The 19243-nt window shown below is 61.4% G+C and carries 13 protein-coding genes; 2 read left to right on the top strand and 11 right to left on the bottom strand.

The features are described 5' to 3' along the window. Positions 1–9: 9 nt before the first annotated feature. From RE429_RS27860 to RE429_RS27810, 11 genes are all read right to left on the bottom strand, one after another. On the bottom strand, positions 10–1464 hold the full coding sequence (locus RE429_RS27860) for an NAD-dependent succinate-semialdehyde dehydrogenase (RefSeq protein ID WP_414474956.1): 1455 nt from the start codon (positions 1462–1464) through the stop codon (positions 10–12). Between the two features lie 24 nt (positions 1465–1488). Continuing rightward, positions 1489–2403: a carbohydrate kinase family protein gene (locus tag RE429_RS27855; RefSeq protein ID WP_414474955.1), complete on the bottom strand. Its 915-nt coding sequence runs from the start codon at positions 2401–2403 to the stop codon at positions 1489–1491. A gap of 7 nt (positions 2404–2410) precedes the next feature. Continuing rightward, positions 2411–3424 carry a zinc-dependent alcohol dehydrogenase family protein gene (locus tag RE429_RS27850; protein WP_414474954.1) on the bottom strand — a complete coding sequence of 338 codons (1014 nt, stop codon included), beginning with the start codon at positions 3422–3424 and terminating at the stop codon, positions 2411–2413. Between the two features lie 33 nt (positions 3425–3457). Further along, the gene (locus RE429_RS27845) at positions 3458–4513 is read right to left on the bottom strand and encodes an ABC transporter ATP-binding protein (protein WP_414474953.1); all 1056 of its coding nucleotides are present in this window, start codon (positions 4511–4513) and stop codon (positions 3458–3460) included. Between the two features lie 35 nt (positions 4514–4548). Further along, positions 4549–5361, bottom strand: a complete 813-nt coding sequence (locus RE429_RS27840; protein ID WP_414474952.1) for a carbohydrate ABC transporter permease — start codon at positions 5359–5361, stop codon at positions 4549–4551. Beyond that, positions 5361–6194, bottom strand: coding sequence for a carbohydrate ABC transporter permease (locus tag RE429_RS27835; protein ID WP_414475958.1), 834 nt, complete (start codon positions 6192–6194; stop codon positions 5361–5363). The genes RE429_RS27840 and RE429_RS27835 overlap by 1 nt, the downstream gene beginning before the upstream one ends. Before the next feature lie 158 nt (positions 6195–6352). Next, on the bottom strand, positions 6353–7651 hold the full coding sequence (locus tag RE429_RS27830; RefSeq protein WP_414474951.1) for an ABC transporter substrate-binding protein: 1299 nt from the start codon (positions 7649–7651) through the stop codon (positions 6353–6355). Between the two features lie 173 nt (positions 7652–7824). Continuing rightward, positions 7825–8586 (bottom strand): DeoR/GlpR family DNA-binding transcription regulator, encoded by a 762-nt coding sequence (locus tag RE429_RS27825; protein WP_414474950.1) that lies wholly within the window; start codon positions 8584–8586, stop codon positions 7825–7827. A gap of 465 nt (positions 8587–9051) precedes the next feature. Beyond that, complete coding sequence (locus RE429_RS27820) at positions 9052–10491, bottom strand: pyridoxal phosphate-dependent decarboxylase family protein (RefSeq protein ID WP_414474949.1); 1440 nt, start codon at positions 10489–10491, stop codon at positions 9052–9054. Positions 10492–10963: 472 nt separating this feature from the next. Beyond that, a complete protein-coding gene (locus tag RE429_RS27815) occupies positions 10964–11197 on the bottom strand; it encodes a hypothetical protein (protein ID WP_414474948.1) in 234 nt (77 codons plus the stop codon). A gap of 367 nt (positions 11198–11564) precedes the next feature. Continuing rightward, complete coding sequence (locus RE429_RS27810) at positions 11565–12686, bottom strand: helix-turn-helix transcriptional regulator (protein WP_414474947.1); 1122 nt, start codon at positions 12684–12686, stop codon at positions 11565–11567. Between the two features lie 776 nt (positions 12687–13462). Between RE429_RS27810 and RE429_RS27805 the strand changes: the two genes are divergently transcribed. Together RE429_RS27805 and RE429_RS27800 are read left to right on the top strand one after the other, a co-directional pair. Next, on the top strand, positions 13463–16519 hold the full coding sequence (locus RE429_RS27805; RefSeq protein ID WP_414474946.1) for a hypothetical protein: 3057 nt from the start codon (positions 13463–13465) through the stop codon (positions 16517–16519). 37 nt (positions 16520–16556) lie between these two features. Next, positions 16557–19124 carry a hypothetical protein gene (locus RE429_RS27800; protein ID WP_414474945.1) on the top strand — a complete coding sequence of 856 codons (2568 nt, stop codon included), beginning with the start codon at positions 16557–16559 and terminating at the stop codon, positions 19122–19124. Positions 19125–19243: the final 119 nt, after the last annotated feature.

Raw genomic sequence — 19243 nt, 5'->3', positions numbered from 1 at the left:
ATTTCTCGCTTACAGCCCAAGCCCGCCGACGCAGACGTATTTCGTGTCGACGTAATCCTGGATGCCGTACTTGGACCCTTCCGATCCGAAGCCGGATTCCTTCACGCCGCCAAACGGGGCAACCTCAGTCGTGACAAGTCCTTCGTTGATGCCGACGATGCCGTACTTCAGGCGTTCGGAGACTCGGAAAGCCCGTCCCAGGTCCTTTGTGTAGAAATAGCAGGCGAGCCCGTACTCGGTGGCATTGGCGGCTGCAATGACCTGATCCTCGTGCTCGAACCGGAAAACCGGGGCGACGGGTCCGAAGATCTCCTCCCGCGCGAGCTTCATCTCCGGTGTCGCATCCGCGATGACGGTCGGCTCGAAGAAGCTCTGGCCCAGTGAGTGGCGTCCGCCGCCCGTCGTGACCCTTCCACCCCTGTCGCGGGCATCCGCGACCAGTTCCTCGACCTTGGCGACGGCTTTGTCGTCGATCAGCGGGCCCTGCACGGTACCGTCCTCGAGTCCGTCACCGACCCTGAGCTTGGCTGTCGCCGCACTCAGGCGCTCGATGAAGGCATCGTAGATCCCGGATTGAACATAGAAGCGATTGGTGCACACGCAGGTCTGGCCCGCATTCCGGAACTTCGCCGCCATGGCGCCCTCGACGGCCCGGTCGAGATCCGCGTCATCGAACACCAGGAACGGGGCATTTCCCCCCAGCTCCATGGAGACCTTCTTCACCGTGTCCGCACATTGCTTGATGAGAACCTTGCCGACCGATGTCGAACCGGTGAAGGTCAGCTTGCGGACAAGCGGGTTCGATGTGAGCTCCTCGCCGATCTGAGAGGCGGAACCCGTCACGATATTGATGACGCCTGCCGGTATGCCGACCTTCTCGGCCAGCACGCCCCATGCCAGTGCCGAATAGGGCGTTTGCGTCGCGGGCTTGGCCACGACGGTACAGCCCGCCGCCAAGGCAGGGCCGATCTTGCGCGCCAACATCGACGAGGGGAAGTTCCATGGAGTGATGGCGGCCACTACGCCAACGGGCTCCTTCGTGACGAGAATCCTGCGATCGGCCCAGGGCGAGGGAATGACATCGCCGTAGACGCGCCGAGCCTCTTCGGCGAACCAGAGGATATAGGCGGCGCTTGCACCAACTTCCCCTTTCGCTTCCGCGAGAGGTTTTCCCTGCTCGCGCGTGAGCAGCTCGGCCAGTGCATCCTTGTTTTCCGTGATCGCGGCCGCCAATGCGCGCAGAAGCTCGGCGCGTTCCGCGGCGGTTCTGGCGCTCCATGCCGGGAAGGCCGCATGAGCTGCCTCGATGGCGGCTTTCGTTTCCGCTCGCCCCGCATTGGGAATGCTGCCCAGGCGCTCGCCGGTGGCGGGATTGCTGACATCGACGACAGCGCCCGAACCGGCATCGAGCCAACGTCCGTCGACCAGTATCTTTTCTCGTTTGAAGTCCGTCCAAAGCGCCACAGTCTCGTCCTTTCCGCCTCTCTGTCAGGCCGGCAGCATCGCCAGATGCTCAATCGTTTCGGTCCGGCCCGGCGCAGATTGCCGTCCGCCGATTCCACGGCAGCAGAGTGCCGCGTACGTGTTGCTGAAGCGGAGCGCGTCCTCGACGCCCTGGCCCTCAAGCCGCGCGGCCACGAAGGCGCCATGGAAATTGTCGCCCGCCCCGGTCGTATCGACGATCGGGACTCCGCCATAGGCCGGAGCGGACCAGAACGTCGTCCCGTCGAAGGCGATGCTGCCGTGCTCGGCGCGCGTGATCACCACCAGGGAGGGGCCCCGCTCGTTGAAGATGCGGCACGCCGCCTTGGGATCGATTCCATCGCCGAGTTGCTTCCGGACGCTCTGCTCGTCGGGGATGTAGACGTCGATCAGCGGCAGAAGCTCGTTCAGGGCATTGGCAGGGATATTCCCTCCGTCGAGATAGACGGGAACGCCGATCTCGCGAGCCCTTTGCGCCGCCAGGGCCGCCAGCCTCGGATTGTTGCCGTCGAGATGAATGCTGCGTGCCTGCCGGATCCGGTCGAAATCGACGGAGTCGAGGTCGATCCGGTTGATGCATCCGCCATACACGATCATGCTTCGCCGGGCCGTTTCCCGCTCCATCAGAACAGCGCTCAATGTCGACGAGCCTGAAACGGTCTGAATGCCGGAGGCCTCGACGCCGAAACGTTCGAATTCCTCGATCATCAAACGCCCGAAGACGTCGTCCCCGACGGCCGTGACGATGCCGACGCTCATCCCGAGGCGGGCCATCGCCGTCGAGGCCGTGGCGGCCGGGCCGCCGCCGCCGGACGTGACGGCATGCGCGCCCACACGCTCGTCACTGAGCGGCGGTCGATCCACGGACATCAGAATGTCGAAGGCCGAGCTTCCGAAAGTCAGGCAGTCAAATTGCGTCATGGCACGTTCAGCCGTTAGGCTTGATGCAGATCTTAAGACCATCGCCGCGCTTCGCGGCCGCGAAAGCCTCCTGGATATCGTCCAGGGCGAAGCGATGCGTGACGATGTCCTTGAGCCGCAGTCGCGGCATGATCTCCATCACGCGGTGATGCGTGAAGGGATTGCGGATGGATCCGACGATCGTCAGCTCCCGGGCGAAAACCCGGTTCGGTTCGATCTCGATCTTCTTCCCCGGAGCCATGACGCCGAAGAACAGGATGCGCCCGGCATGGCACGCCAGTTCAACGGCCTGCGCCGCCGTTTCGGGACGTCCCGCCGCATCGATCACGACGTCCGCCCCAAGGCCACCGGTGGCGGACAACACGATGTCCGCAAGATTCTCGTTCAGCGGGTCGATCACATCGGGATAGCCGAAGCGACGGATCTGCTCGCGGCGGCCGGCATTCGGCTCGGAAATCATGATCTTGGCCGCGCCGCGCAGTTCGGCCAGTCGCGCGAGGATCAGGCCGGCGGCGCCGCCGCCGAGAATCAGGACCGTGTCGCCGATACCCACATTCGCGCGGTCGATTCCGTTCAGGCAGCAGCCGGTAATTTCACCGAGCGCAGCCTCCTCGCCGCTCAGATGGTCCGGAACCCGATAGACCGTGTCCATGCGAACCGTCGCAAATTGCTCGAAGCCGCCATTGAGGTTGATGCCCCAGGCAAGGCGGTCCAGGCAGAGATGGGGCTTGCCGAGACGGCACGGCTTGCAGCAGCCGCAATAGACGTGGGGCTCGACCGAAACCAGGTCGCCCGGTTCACAGATCCTGACCGAGGAGCCGACGCGCTCTACATAACCCGAAAATTCATGGCCGAGCACGACAGGGGGCTTCGCCTCGAACTTCTTCTCCAGGATGTGCTGATCGGTTCCGCAGATCGTCGCCGAATCGATGCGGATCAGGACTTCATCGTGCTTTGGCTCTTGAATCGGAAGATCCCGGATCTTCAGTTCTTCAGTGCCGTCGAAAATCGCCGCTTTCATAGTTCACCTCCGGCCGGAATGTGGCCGTTCACGTTAAAGACGCATGCCGTCTTGGCCGAAGGCGATCGCGGCCTTCGGGGCAAAGGACAGATCGAGACTCTGGCCCGGCGACGGAATGACATCGCCCGGGAGCCGGGCGATCAGGGAGCCGCCCGAGACTGTCGCTGCAAGAAGCGTGTCGGAACCGAGGGGCTCGACGACGTCGACGGTGGCCTTGAGGCTCGGCTCGCCGGGGCGCGCCAGGCCGATATGTTCCGGCCGGATTCCGAGTTCGCCCTCCCCATCCGATCCGGACATCACCCGGCGGACATCGATTCGAGTGCCGCAGGGAAGGGTTGCGGTCTCGCCTTGGATACGGGCCTTCAGGAAGTTCATCGCGGGGGAGCCGATGAACCCTGCCACGAACCGTGTCCGGGGTTCGTGATAGAGTTCCTGCGGCGTGCCGATCTGCTCGATGGCGCCGCCACGGAGAACCACGATGCGGTCAGCCATCGTCATGGCCTCCACCTGATCGTGAGTCACATAGATCATTGTGGTTTCAAGTCGCCGATGAAGGCGCTTGATCTCGGTCCGCACCTCCACACGAAGCTTCGCGTCGAGATTCGACAGAGGCTCGTCGAAGAGGAAGACGGCCGGCTCCCGCACGATCGCACGCCCCATGGCGACCCGCTGGCGCTGGCCGCCGGAGAGCGCGCGCGGCTTGCGGTCGAGAAGATGACCGATCTGCAGGATGTCAGCCGCCTCGGCCACCCGCTTGTCGATGATGTCCTTCGGTGTGCCGCGCATCTTCAGGCCGAAGGACATGTTGCTCCGGATCGACATGTGCGGATAGAGCGCATAATCCTGGAACACCATCGCAATGTTGCGGTCGCGGGCCGGGACATTGTTGACGACGCGGTCGCCAATGGCGATCTGACCGCCCTGGAAGGCTTCAAGGCCTGCGATCATCCGCAGCAGCGTCGACTTTCCGCAACCTGACGGGCCGACAAAGACCATGAACTCCCCGTCGTGGATCTCGAAGGAAAGATCCTGGATGACGGTGGCGGTGCCATAACGTTTTGCGACATTGCGAACCGAAACGGAACTCATAGGAGAAGCCTCTCGAAATTTGCGGTAATCGGCCGTTAGCCTTTAACGGCTCCGAAGGACAGGCCGGCGACGAGCCAGCGCTGGACCATGAAGGTGAGGACGAGGGGAGGCAGCGCAATGACGGTGGCTGCGGCCATGAGGGCGCCCCAGTTCGTCGTCCCTTCACCGATGAAGTTGAACGATGCGACGATTGCGGTCTTCGTGTCGAAACCCGACAACGCCAGCGCGAAAAGAAAGTAGTTCCAGGAGAAGACGAAGCTCATGATCGTCGCGACGACGAGCCCTGGATAGATGATTGGAATCACCAGTCGGATCAGGATGGTGAATCCGTGGCAGCCGTCGATCTGGCCGCTCTCCACGACCTCGCGCGGCATGCCGTCGAAATACGGCAGCAGAATCCAGAGTGCGAGTGGAACGGTGATGACCGTGTGCGCGAGGATCAGGGCCGCGAAGCCTCCCGACATTCCCAGTTTCGAGAACATGATGAACCAGGGCAACAGGAAAAGCGTTCCCGGCGCCATGCGGGCGAAAAGGCTGACCGTGGCGGGCCATGTCATGCGGTGCCAGGAGATCGCAAAGGCCGCAGGCGTCGCGATGATGAGACCAAGGAGGGTCGACGCACCGGCAACGACAAAGGAGTTCCATGTGTTGTGCAGGAAGTCCGTCGTCGCGAAGAGTTCCTTGTAGTTCTCGAGGGTTGGCGAGAAGAACAGAACCGGCGGATATGCCGTGACCTCCAGGGGATCCTTGAAGCTCGACAGAGCCATCCAAAGGATCGGCGACAGGAAGAAAAGTGATCCGATGCCGAAGACCGTCTTCACGAGGAGAGGGGAGCGAGTCTTATTCATTACCAGGCCACCTTCCGTCTCAATCCGGCAAAGATCAGAACTGTCGCAAACACCACGATGGCCAGGGTGATCATCACGGCGGAGGCATATCCGATATCCATGAAGTCGAAACCGAGTTTGTAGGCGTAGATGTTGAGCGTCTGTGTGGCGTTGCCGGGCCCACCCTGCGTCGTGATGTAGATGATGTCGAAGAACCGCAGCAAGTCGACGCTGCGCAGAACGGCAGCCGTGAGAAGCGTAGGCCCCAGGAGCGGCAGCGTGATGTGCCAGAAGCGCCGGAAGCCGACTGCTCCATCGATCTCCGCGGCTTCATAGACGCGCGCGGGCAGGGACTGCAGGCCGCCAAGAACGATCAGAGCCACGAAGGGGGTCCACTGCCACGTATCGATCAGGGCCACGACGAAGAGCGCCCATTGCGGCGAGGCGAGCCAGAGCAGGGGAGGGAGACCGAGGCTCTGGACGATGTAGTTCGCAGCTCCGAGACCGGGATCGAGCACCACGATGGCGATCATGCCGATGACGACCGGCGGCAGCATGAAGGGCGAGAGAATGGCAGTGCGCACGAGGCCGCGCACCACGTCGAAACGGTTGAGCGCCAGGGCCAGCGCCGTGCCGAGAACGAGTTGGAGAACCAGCGCCGCGACATAGAGCAGCAAGGTGATGTGCAAGGAACTCCAGAAGATCGGATCTCCAAACATGCGAGCGTATTTGTCGAGGCCCAGCCCAGTATCGGAACCGCCGCCGAAGCTCAGATAAAACGCGAAGCCGATCGGAAACACGACCATGCTGAGCGTCAGGATCACGGCAGGGATGATCATCCATCGGACGGACATGGCCTGCTGGCCAGGGCCGCCCGTCGCTGCGCCGTCCATGCGACCGGACCGGACAGCAAGAGTTTTAGCCTGGAGGCTTTCGGCGTTTGCCAAGGCGTCATTCCTCAGATGCAGAGAGGATAGGGCGGCCGACGATGACGCCGGCCGCTGGAAGGAATTTACGGTTGGAGGGCTTGGACCTGCTCGGTCACCGCGCAGGCGGCGGCCTTCGCATCAGCCTGTCCCAGAACGATCTGCTGGACGACATTGCTCAGGATTTCGCGTGCTTCGGGCGTCCGGGTCAGGGTCGGAGTCTGGTAGAGGGAAACGCCGGTCTCGGATATCTGGAGAAGGGCCTTCACCCATTCCTGCCGGGGACGGCTTTCCTCGGCCCACTTGGCGAAGCTCGGGCTACTGAATACTGAAGTCCGCGACGGAGCAATGCCCGCGTCGGCCAGGATGCCCTGAACCTCCTTACCGGTGGCCCATTGGATGAAGTACCAGGCCGCCTCCTTCTTGGAAGAGTAATTGGAGATCGAGATGCCCTGGTTGATCACGATCGGCTTCGAGATCCCGGTCTCTCGGCTCTTCGGCAGCACATCCACGACGATGTCCTTCTCTCGCTCGGGACGTCGCATCAGGGTCGGGAACTCATTGGAGGACTCGTTCGTCATGGCGACGCGTCCCTGTCCCAGAAGATCCATGACCTGCGTGAACGTGTGGTTGGTGGCGCCAGGAGGGCCGTAGTTCCGAAGAAGGTCGCCGTAGAGCTGAAGGCCTTTGATCGTTCCCGGGAGGCAAAGAGTTGCTTTCCCGTCGGACGTCATGAAGTCGCCGCCCATATTGTAGATGAAGCCGCCGAGGGAGTAGCCGACCGTGCCGCGCAATCCACGGGCCGCCCACGGGATGATGGAACTGTCGCAGGCCTTCAGTTTGGCCGCGACATCAGGAAGATCCTCGAGGTATTCGGGCTTCTGCAAACCGCACTTCTCGAAAAGGTCCTTTCGCCAGTAGAAGAGCGGACCTTCGACATTGAGCGGAATGCTGGTCACTTTGCCTTCGACGACGCCGCTGTCGCGCGGGCCCTTGGCAAAGTCGTCATAGGCGTAGTCGGGGCTCGTCGTGTCCTTGAGCAGCGGGCCCAGATCTGCATACCAGCCGCTTTTCTCGAAGAGTGCGGCTTCACGAGACGGCAACGTCATATAGACATCGATATCGCTCGATTTGGCCTGCATGAGAGTGGACAGGCGAGCGCGATACTGCTCCTCGCTGAATGCTTCGACGCGCAACTTGATGCCGGTCTTCTCGGTGAACTTGTCGAATTCCTTGCGGATCGCCTGTGTCCAAGACAGGTTGTTCAGCATCAGGTTGATCGTCTCGCCCTGATGCTTTTTCCAGTCGAACGATGCCTGCGCGAATGAGGGGGCCGCTGCAACGATGCTGATCCCCAAGGTTGCCCCGGTAATGAGCGCCTTCATGTATTCCTCCTGATCTGCCGTCCGCTTGCTGCGAATTCTGTGTGGCGTTTCTCTTGCCAGGATGTCGGCAAGAGCCCTTTCAAGCAGGGCAGCGATCACTTACTTTCGAATTTGAGCGTTTGAGTCAAGTCTGCAGTCAAAGATGGCCGATTATGGGCGCTTCGCTTCAACAATCACCCGTTGATCAGGTCGATTTGATAGTGCTGCAACAATTCCGCAAATTCCGATGGGACGACGCGATCAGTTACGAGCAAATCCACATCGCGCAAATGTGCTGCGCGCACAATTCCCGTTCGTCCAAATTTGGAACAATCCGCGACCAGGATCGTGCGGCGCGCGTTCGCGATCATTGCGTTGATCGGGCCCACTAGACTTTCGTCGTACTCCAGGAGCGCGCCTTCCTCAGTGATGGCGCTCGTGCTGATGATGGCAGCATCCAAGGAGAACGTCCCAATCTCCGACGCGGCATTGGCGCCGACCAGGGACCCGCTTGCCGTCCGGATCCAGCCGCCGACAACATGCACATTGAACCCTTCCTTGTCGTAGAGGGTCAGTGCTGCGTGCAGATTGTTGGTGACGATGGTCAGCCGATCGCGTCGCAGCAATGCTTCCGCGACCAGCGTCAGGGTCGAACCCCCGGCGAGAAAGAGCGAGCTTCCATCCTGGATTTGGTCGACGAGCAATTCTGCGGCCACGCGTTTTTCCTCAACATGGCTCGCGCTCCGTGAGCGGTAATTCTCTGCGCGTTTAGGCTCGGACAGCCGTGCGCCGCCGTGGTAACGGAGTACCTTTCCCGTTCGACTGAGTTCAGATAGATCTCGTCGTATCGTCTGGAGAGAGGTGCCGCAGGTCGAGGCCATCAACTCTATGGGAACAAACCCTTTCGACTGCAGCATGCTAAGGATCAGTGCCTGCCGCTCCTGACTGCGCTTCATGAACTCCCTCGTTCTTGTAAGTTTCTGATCGATTTTGGAGTATTACGCAATTTTGTTAGGAATGGCAAACGAGAGGGATCCGCTTTTGGGGTTGGATCCGATGCTCCGGTCCTGGAAAGAGCGTATCGATGCGAGCGGACCCGAAGGACCGCGTCAGCGAATACCGCATCCCCTTTTCGCTCGCGCGGCCCGCCGGGTCAGCACGATGCGCCTGACGCGATGGCAAAGGCCTGGCATGCCCCGGAACGGGCCGTGCAAGGGGGCAGTTTCGTTCCGGTCGAGCGTCCGGGAGTTGTTATGGAGTTTCGATGCCCTGCCGTGTCTGACACGGCGAGCTTACCCATGCTGACGCCCGAGTGACCCATCAATCGAAGAATTGAGATATGCCCGGATGACCGATCTTCACCCGGCGTCGGTTTGCCAGTAGCCGGCCGATGCCCTGGTTCTGTCAGGCCGGGACGATTCTCAAACTGATTTCTGAATGCCATGTTCTTCCTGCACGGCACGCCATGCTCGAATAACCGCCAGAATCGTTTGATCTGCATCCGCGTCGGTGGTCTGAGCGGAAATGACGGAGACCCGCATCACCCACCGGCCCCGCCATTGGACTCCACCCATGAAGCAGGTGCCGTCTGCCTGTATCCGTTGCATTGTTCTGCACGTCAGGTTGTCGCCGATCTCCGGCGAGGCATCGGCGCCAAAGCTGACGATGACCTGATTGAGCACGACCTCGTTCAGCACGCTCACGCCGGGCTCTGAAGCAAGTCCACTGGCAATCCTCCGAGCAAGGCGGCAGTGGCGCTCCACCATAGCGGCGATGCCCTCGCGCCCCAGGTGCCTGATCATCGCCCATGTTGCAAAGCCTCGCGCTCGCCGGGACAGTTCGGGAACGAAGTGGGAGGGATCACGATCACCATCCGAAACCGGAGGCGGATAGCTCGCCGAAATGGTCATCGCCCTGCGGTGGGCTTCCGCATCGCGAACGATGGCATATCCGCTATCGTAGGGTGTCTGAAGCCACTTGTGGCCATCGCTGGCCCAAGAGTCGGCATGCTCAATGGAAGCGACCAGATTTGACCTCGCCGGGCAGGCGCGGGCCCACAGGCCAAAGGCTCCGTCCACGTGAATCCAAGCGCCATGGGCGCGGGCCACAGGGATCAGTTCGGGGAAGGCATCGCATGCTCCTGTGTTGATCTGCCCGGCTTGTAGGATCACGATGGTCGGACCGGAGCAGTTCCGGAGAGCCTCGGCAAGGGCTGGCGGTATCATCCGTCCGGCCTCGTCCGCCTTCACGCGGATCACACGGTCGTGGCCCAATCCGAGGAACTGTAACGCGGAGAAGACGGTCGCATGAGCCTCCTCTCCGATCAGCACGGAAATGGATGGAGCCCCGAAAAGGCCGTTGGATTCCACATCCCAGCCGACCTGCCTGAGAACCTCACCCCGTGCGGCGGCAAGGCAAACGAAATTCGCGACTGTTGCACCGGTCACGAATCCCACAGACGCTTGCCGGGGCAGATCGAGCAGGTCGAGCAACCACCGGGCGGCAATCGTTTCGGCAGCCGCTGCCGCAGGAGCCGCCATGTGGTTGCCGGCGTTCTGACCCCAGACGGAAGTCAGCCAGTCAGCCGCGACCCCAACCGGATGCGAGGCTCCGATCACCCAGCCATAGAAGCGGGGGCCAGTCATGGCGTGCAGCCCCGGAGAGGCTCTGGTCACGAGGTCGGAAAGGACATAATCCGCAGGAGTGCCACTCTCAGGCGTCGGAGCCTCGAACGCTTGCAGGGCCTCCCGGTAGGTCGCCTCAGGGCGCTGTGGACGGTCGCCGACAGAAGTCCGGAACCTCGTCGCGTAGGTGGCGACCTTCTCGAAGAGGCTGGCTGCTTCCACGCTCGCGCTGTTCATGGACCGTCCTCCTGTGCCACCCAGGCGATTGTTAATGCTCTGCAATGGTACGTTGAAAGTCGGGTTTCGCTAAGGGGCCTCATAGGGAGATGGCTTCAGGGACCGGCGCTGAGGATCTCGGCTCGACCGGCTGTTCGTCTGCGAACTATTTGCCGCCCACGCACGTTGATAAGGCAGGAGTACGGCCATGCTGAACCGTCTGTCTGCCTTTGCCCTCCCTACGATCATCACCTGGGGCGTGATCCTGTCCGTCAATTTTGTTTCCGCCGGCCCGGCGCTGGCGGGCAAGATCATCGGAAACGGCTAAGCTTGGCGCCAGTGGAAACCTTGTGACCCTATGGAGGGGTGCATCCTCCGTACCCTGGTCAGCCATAACGCCGTGAAAACGGTTCAAGCAGCCGTCACCGGGTGGGGACGAGCTTGGACGTGACCGACGCCATGCCGCGAGCGGCGTGAGGGTCAATGTAACCCCTCAGTTCTCGTCTTCGTCGGGAAGGGACTCGAAGCCGCCTCTTTGCCAAGGGTGGTGGCCGGACCGCCTTTCGAGAGCTTCCACCCGCCGAAGAAGCTGCGTCGCGAGCGTCGTTTCGCGCCGGAAACCCTCATCGCCCGGTTCATGGCCCATGCGCTGTTGCAGATCGCGCACTCGCGCGTCAAGGGCGCGTCTGAGAACACGCAATTGCTCTTCATCCATTTCGAGCACCATAGTGTCCTCCGTGCCTATCGCTTCGGTAGCCAAAGACCGCAATGTCATCTCGCTTTAAGGCGACTGGCATTCCCTCCACGCTGCAGAGGGATTGAAGGTTCAAAGCTGCAGCAGAACCACCGCCTGAGCGACGCGACGCGACGCGACGGGCCGAGGCTCACGACCCCAGGTCTGGATCACCTTCATCCCGGCCGTTAAGAAGTGAGAGTCGGGCACCCTGCGCCTCGACCGATGGAGTTTTTCAACCGCATCGACCCCATCCAGCCTTTCCCTGTCGGCTCGCTTGTTCTTGCGAAAGATCGGGCATGGTCGACGGGCGCCGCGCCCGATCGAGAACTCTCGATCTCGGGCAGGGCCCCATTCTACGTCACCCTTCGAGGAGCAGTCGAACGAATTCGGCCTGACGCCTGACGCCCGTCTTCTCGAAGATGTGCAACAGGTGCGTCCTAACGGTAGCCATCGTAATCCCGAGCCTCGCGGCGGCGGCGTCCCGTCCGTCCCCCTTGGCGATCTCCACCGCTACGTCCGCCTCCGCGGCCGTCAGGTCGAACTCGCGGCGCAGCCACGCCTTCCGGTTCCCGATCTCTTGTTCGGGATCCGAAATCATGACGATGGCAGCAGGGCGCGACCCGAGCGCCGGAACCCCTAGCTCAATGTCGTCGGGAGGGAACGGGGCAACGATCATGCGCAGGTTCGGACGTCCATTTTCCCGCGGAATGCCGATCATGTGCTTTGGCCGACGAGCGCATCGGACGACGTCCGCACACTCACCGATCATCCGGAGCATGACCCGGTTGAGTTCGTCGTCGCGCAGGCGTATGCAGCCTTCCGCCGTGCCGATACGATGGCTGCGAGCAAGAAGGGCATCCGCGATACGGTTCGAATAGATGATTCTCCCCTCCTCCCCGACGAGGAAGATGGCCGTGTCCAGGTGCTCAAGGGCAGCGCACGCTACGGATCCGCGCATCTCGGCTGAAGCAAGCCGGCGGCCAAGGTGGAGCGCGGTGACGATATGGGGAACGAGAAGCTGCATCGCGGCGACGTCCGAGGTGCTGTAATCTTCGGTTCCAAGCCGGCGGCCTGGCGTGACGAAGACCCGGCGTCGGGGCGTGCCCAAAGGCTTCGCTGCCAGACCATGGAACGTGCCCATCGGGCGAATGGCTTCGTTGTAGAACTCCGAGCGCATGAACTCGCTGTCGGACATTGCGGACGAGCTCTGGACTACGGTCCCGACGGGCATGGCCTGCGCCCAACCCGGAATCTTGCCGGTCCTCGCGGCGAGGACGAAGCCTGCCACGTGCTCGGGGGCGAGGCCGAAACCCGCGGCGTACTCGTCGGCACCGCTCCTGACATCCTGTACCAGCAGGAGGGCAACATCACTTCGGGTTACGGCCGCAATGGACGGAAGCGCCCGCTCCCAGCCATCCGCCGTCAGCGGCGCCTCATGGATGCGCTGGATCGCAGCCAGAATCGCGTTGGTCTGGGCCATCCGCCCGGTCCCTGCCGTATCGATGCGAGGGCGATACACTAATCCGCCGATGCCTGATTTGCCAAGCTGGGACCCGCTTGGCCGAGCCTGGCATCGAACGAACGGTTGATGCGCACCCAGCCAAGCTGTGCCTATCCTCGCGGACTGCCGCCCCGATCGGCGGCCAGCCCGTTCGGGAACACATCACTTTGATGGAGCCGACGGAATGTCCATTGGAACCTTCGCTACAGGTCGGAGTGCCTTAATGATCGACAGGAGCATGAAAATCGTTGGGAAAAGGGATACCTCCTTGGGTTGGAGATCCCGATCCGCTCAATTCGGCCATCGTGAAGGCGATCGGGAAGGCAGCGCTCCCCCTCGTGGCTGACCCGAATATGCAACGTATCGCCCCAAGATCTGCCACTCGGGTGTCGTCGCGTGGGCCGCGCCCCCAGTTTCGCCCGATATCCTCTCCTCGAGACGGGATGTGCGATGCCCTTCGAGCTGCAATTCTCCTCCGATCTGTTCTCCTCCGATCTGTTCAGCCGGTTGATGCGCGGCCGCCTACGCGGGCTGCGCCTGTGCCCGGACCAGTAATTTCCTGGGCCACCCCCACAGGGCGACTGTGTGCTGGAGCACATTGACTTCGCTGGCGACACCTCCATCCGGAACGAGCGGGGAGTTCGACCACGATACGGTTCAGGAAATCGGGTCGGAGACCAACAACGTGATGATCCTGATACAGCAGAGCCACGCGCCTTTCGAGCGCTGAGCTTCCCGTCCAAGGAGTGATTGCCATGGAGCGCGATCTTCGAAAGTTTGCCGGTCGTCTACCCTACGCGAGCGAGCTCTATGGGGTCCACCAGCCGCTCCTGGGATGGAAGTCGCGGCTGGCGCGGCTCAGAGTTTGGCAGGGGCTGTCCCTGCCTAAATTTCCGCGCCGGGTGAGGGCGGCCTTGGAGGAGAGGGGAGTTAACGTCCAGTTCGCGCGCGAGCGCGGTTTCCTGATCGATCGAGAGGGAATGCTGACCAATTTCCGGGACGATATCGATTTATTCGCCGATCAAGAGAGGGAGGCGCGCTTCGCCGTGCCGGAATTCCTGGACAGCCTGCTTGTTCAATCGCTCCAGGAAAGTGCCCGCCGCGATCTCTCGTCCGCTCCGCTTACCGATAATGACTACTGGTCCAGTTTCTGGCGCGAAATGCTGAGCAAGGAAGCGCTCAACAAACGGTTCCGCAACATACTGGAAGAGCTGAAGTCCGACGCATTCGGTCCTCGAGCGAGGCCTTTTGGGGGGCAGGACCCGCTTCGAAGTTATGTCGCTCGCATTGAGACCCTTCTCGGGAGCATGCAGCCCGCGGCCGACTTCATCTTCAACCGTGAACTTCTAATTGCGCGTTATCTCAACAGTCTACTTCCGCCAGGGCACGAGACCCTGCCCGATTTTCCTCAGCGGATCAATGTGATGCTGCTTTCGGAACTGCCGCGGATGGATATCGAGTCTGTGCTGAAATCTTTGGACCCGCTCGCCCTGACCGTGGGAGCAGGGCGCGATGCCGTGCTCTCGCCTCTCGGAATACTCCATATTTTTCGTCAGTATTTCTTCGAGTTCGACAACTTTTTGGGGCCTGCAGTGGAGCATATATGGCTCGCGCCGGGAGCCACGACGGAACTCATCGAGGTCAGCACACGGCGGATTCTCATCGAGGAGACCTTGGAACGGAGCCTTGAGCGGATCGTCAAGAACGAGGTCGAGACGACGATGGAGGATGAACTCTCGACGGCACTACGCAGTGAGAACCAGCGCGACACCAAGCTCGGATCCTCAGTATCCGGCGGCGCGACGATCCTTATCGCGCACGCGGAGGCGAGCGGTTCCATGAGCGTCGAAGAAACACAGCGCGCCGCACGTGAAGACAACCATCGTACCAAGCGCCAACAAAGTTCCAAACTCGCGTCGGAAATTCGCAGTAATTTCAAGTCGACTTTTCGAACCGTCGCCGAGACAACCGATACCCGAAGCAAACGTTATGTCATTGAGAACCGGGTTGGTCCGGATGGCGGGCCACCTGCGGTCGTGAACTATGAGCTGCGGCGTAAGATGCGGCAGGTCGGGGTGCAGACACAGGACGTGGGCACTCAGCTGTGCTGGCAGGTTTTCGTCGACGATCCTGGACGTGAGCTCGGCGTCGCGCAACTCGTGCACATGGCATCCAGGTCGGATCTATCGAAGTACGCCGAGACCCCGCTGAAACCCATTCCAGGCAAAGCGGTCGAGACGATCACGGTTCTCCTCCCTGTCCCTCGCCCGGGCCAGCGGAGCACCTTGGGGCCGATCGCCGCGAGCGGCTTCCTGGGGCTCATGGCAGGAGGCGTGCCCGGCGTGGCGGCGGGTGTTGCCGCCTTCGAGGTTCTCGATAGTCTCTTTGGAGGCGACGATGACGAGGTCGAGTCCTATCAGATCAAACCGGCGACGATCCTGCGCCAGGAGTACAAGCTGAATCTCCCGACCGGATACGTCATAGCGCCGGCTGGAGAGCAGGATAAGGACGACCTCTCGTTTCTGATCGACCAAAATGGCGAGATACCCCTCAAACACCTGTCGAATGGCGCGAACACGAAGTGGCGCATGCAGATCGCGAGTGCCACCGACGGTCGGCTTCTTCTCGTCGTGACTGAGGGCAAGGTGACACCCGGTGAGATGATGGAGTTCCAGTTTCGCGTGACGATCAAGCCAACCGATGAGGCAGTGGCGGCCATCGCCGCCGAGAATGCTGCGATCTCCAAGGACAATGAGGCTCGGACCGCCGAGCGCCAGATGAAGCTGAAGGAAGACTTCATCGGCAACGTGAAGGACAGGGTAAAACTTGCGAGCGACGTGAAGGCACGATCCGCATCAGAGCTTCGTGAAGAAGAGCGAACCGTTATCTATCGCGCGCTCATAGCCCGTCTCATGGAGGATGCCTGGAGTCTCACGGTCGACCGTAAGGTGGCCCACCTCCGCTCGGAGTTCATCCGGTCGATCTTTGACGTAGACAAGATGTTCTATGCGGTTGCTCCCGAATGGTGGCAGCCACGGCTGCATCGCTCCGATCAGAACGTCGGGGGAAAGTTGCCGGAACATATGACGAAGACTCAGTTGAAGATGAGTGCTCTTAGCGTCTCCGCGTCAAAGAAATTATTCACGGCCGAGGCCTCCCAGCGCCGGCGCGCTGCAAGGGCCGAGCTTGGGCCCCTAGGCGCCGATGACGTCGTGGGTTGGGGTGGGGAAGGGCGCAGCGACAACTACATGATCACCGAGGATTCGAGTCCAGCTCGTCTAGGCTCCTCGCTCGGCTGGCTCCTTCAGCTGGACGGCGACAATCTGCGCAATGCATTCTTGAACGCTCCCTGGGTCAAGGCCGTCGTACCGATCCGGCATGGGCGTGAACGCGAGGCGCTGGAATGGCTGCAGCAGGCCGAAGTCGAAGGTACGGACGGATTGGACGAGACCTATGCTGGCCAGGATCAGGCGAGGTTCCGCGAGCGGCTTGCAGCGCTTGGCGAGGATCGCAGCCCGACCATCGCGGAGGTATTGACCATGGTGGCGGACGACATAGCGGCAAAAAACCGTAAAGCGATGACGACCGTTGAGGAGACCACGCAGATTGACGGGGAGAGCCGAACCGTACGCTATCTGCCGCCGGAGCGGGTCTTCGAATTCGGCTTCGATCCCATGGATCGTGCCTTCAAACCGTTGCCCGAGCCCGGTGAGGCCTTTGACATGGTCGACCAGTGGATTGAAGTTCTGCCCACCGATCAGATCGGTGCCGTTCAAGTGAACTATGATCCAAAGACGGGCCGGATGACCTAAGGCCGTGGGAGACCGACCTGGCATACCTCACCCCGCCATGCCGCAAACGCCGCGGATCGAGAAGCCTGCGAAGCCGGCCCTGTCGCCGCATCACAAGAGTAGCAGTACGGGCACCGTTCTGCCAACCGTCGTGCGTGAGCTTGCGCGACCGAAAGAGCGCCGGGTGTGGGTCGCGGGCGGGCTGGTCAAGCTCACCGGTTTTCATGAGGGGGTACCACGCAAGGCGGACGAGAACTCGCCGTTCAGCCTTCAAATCAATCAGGCCGGTCACTGGCTTGTTGGTTGGTTCAGCGCCACGGATGATGCGATACCGAATGTCTCCGAGGTCGTTAGCTTGCCTTCCCGCAAGGGCGATACTCGAGGATTCGAGACGGCCTGCCGGGCACGTGGGCTCGAAGCATCGACTCGAATTGGGGTCGGCATGTTCATCGGTTGGATCGAGGAGCATCGATTGCGCCTTGATGGCAGGGATCGATGCTTCGTGCCGATCGAGTGGTCGCGCAAGCCCGTCTGCCGCGGCGAGTTCAACGATCTCGATCAGCCATTCTGGCCGGCAGGGAGTGCAGGCGAAGCTCGTCCACAAGCGCTAGAGAGTGGTCAAGGCTATCTGGTATTGGAGCGCGAGAAGCCCTATCCAAAGGTGCTCGGTCAGGCGACGCCAACGCCTGCGCCCGATCGCCGGGAATGGACTACCGCAGGCATCATCTTCTCCGACACGCCGAGCCAAGTCTTCGAGCGATTGGAACGTGTTTCGACGGTGGCTCGCATTCCGTGGGCCGTCATAGGACAGCAGGCTGAGCCGCTTCGCGGCGCCTTGATCGCGCATCACGTAGCGCCGCTTCCCAGCCGCTGGATACGGAAATTGCTGCAGAACATCGTGCCAATCACGGAATTCAATGTCTTCGATACGCCTTCATCCCAGCGGCCGGCTGTTGATTCGACCATCGAGCAATGGCAGACCGGCATCGGCACGCAGATCAAGGCGGTTGCTCGGGAGCGCGTGCTGCGGAGCCTTATCGACGTTCACAGCACCATTCTTCGGCTGAACCTGCCCATGCACAGGAGCCAAATACGCGATCTGATCGTCGCTCAAGCCCAACTCGGCACCAAAGTGACACTGACGGCTGCAGGCAGGCTCGAGCGCAGTTACTACGAGATCTACTGTGATATGATTGCAGAGGAGCTGTTGGAGGCGCCGGGCAGCGCACCCGATTTTCTGCGGCCCGTCGCAAAAGTCGGCACTTTCCCCGTTATCGTCGATCCATCCCGAAACGTACGCTACGTGGTCAGCTTCGAGGAATCGAAAGTCCCCTTGCCGGGATTCCTTCCCCAGGCCGACCTGCTAAAGGTCACACTGCCAATTCCAGGCGAACCTACGGTCGCTCTGTTCGATATGAAAGTCGCCCGGCAAATTGTCGAGCTCGAGACGAAGGATGGCTCACCTGGTGTGGATACCATCAGCGGTCTTCCCAAGGTCAAGCGCCTCATCGAAGAGATCGATCTGACCGGGAAGGCCTCCGCCACAGCTCTTCACACCGTGGGTGTCGTTTCGTTCGGCATCAGAGGGAGCGGCAAGCCGCCCACGGTCGCGCTGCAGATTGCATCGACAGATCTGACCTACGCGGATTTTGGAGGCGGGTATCTCCATTTTGTAAACGCAACGGTGCTGCCGAAGGTATCTCTCGGAAATGTCGCTGCAATTGCGCCGGCTGGCAGCGGGTTTCTCTGGATGACCTTGCCCAGGCGCAACGACATGGAGGTCTGGGGCTCGGTAACGGAGCTGCCGACGCTCGGGAGCGGCGTGGTGGAAAAGGGCAAGGCGGCACTCGGCGCGGGTTTAAAGGCAACGGATTCATTAGAGGATGCCCGAAAGGCCTGGGACGCCCTCAGCGGCTTCAAAAAGGAAAGCATGCCGCTTGCCGATGGACTGGGCCGCCTTCAGGCCAACATCAAGGAACTGATAAGCCTGCGCATCGGATACGGGCGTGTCTGGACGGGTAGCGCCGGACGCGCCAATCCGACCCCCGATCCTCTTCGTCCGAAGCCGCTCGTCTATGGCGACGATGACGTTCAGTCATTGAGGGGCACGAGTGCCTGGTTCGAACGGGATGACTTCAGCCTCTCGACGATTGTCCAAGCGCGTGGGCAAACCGTGGACAAGGGATGGATGATGAAAGGACGCGACAACATCGAGATCTTCGCGGCTCTGGGTCTTGCGGTGCTCCTTCATCCGCGAGCCCGCATTTCCGTGAAAGGATACGCCTCTCCCGAGGGGCCCGCCGGCCCACAACCAAGGGGCGAGCATGATCCCTACAACAGGGATCTATCGGAAGACCGGGCGCAGGCCGTGGCGCAGGCGCTGGCGGATGCGCTTGCGTTGTATCCGGAGGGAAGCTGGCCAGGCCTGGACGGTCTCGACATACAGGCCTTGGGTGAGCTGCCCGCACGGGAGCAGGGCGGTTTACTCGATCCTCCCAGCACCTTGAACGAACCGGTTTTCATCGCGTGGTGTCGCTCGCATCCCGACGAAGTGACGAAATGGCCGATGTGGCGCAAGGTGGAAGTCGAGGTGATGGGACTTGGGCTTCTTCGAGTAGTCGATTGATCATTCCTTCATCTCTTGGCAATTTGCGTCTCATGAAGTTCCGTTGCGCTCTTGGACATCGGTCGCGACTGCGCAGCGCTCAAGATCGCCCGTGAGGCAACGGCGCAGTCCCGTGAGAG

This window comes from Microvirga sp. M2 (assembly GCF_047497095.1).
GTDB lineage: Bacteria > Pseudomonadota > Alphaproteobacteria > Rhizobiales > Beijerinckiaceae > Microvirga.
The sequence above is the reverse complement of the archived record's forward strand: the minus strand, read 5'-3'. Positions and strand labels throughout refer to the sequence as shown.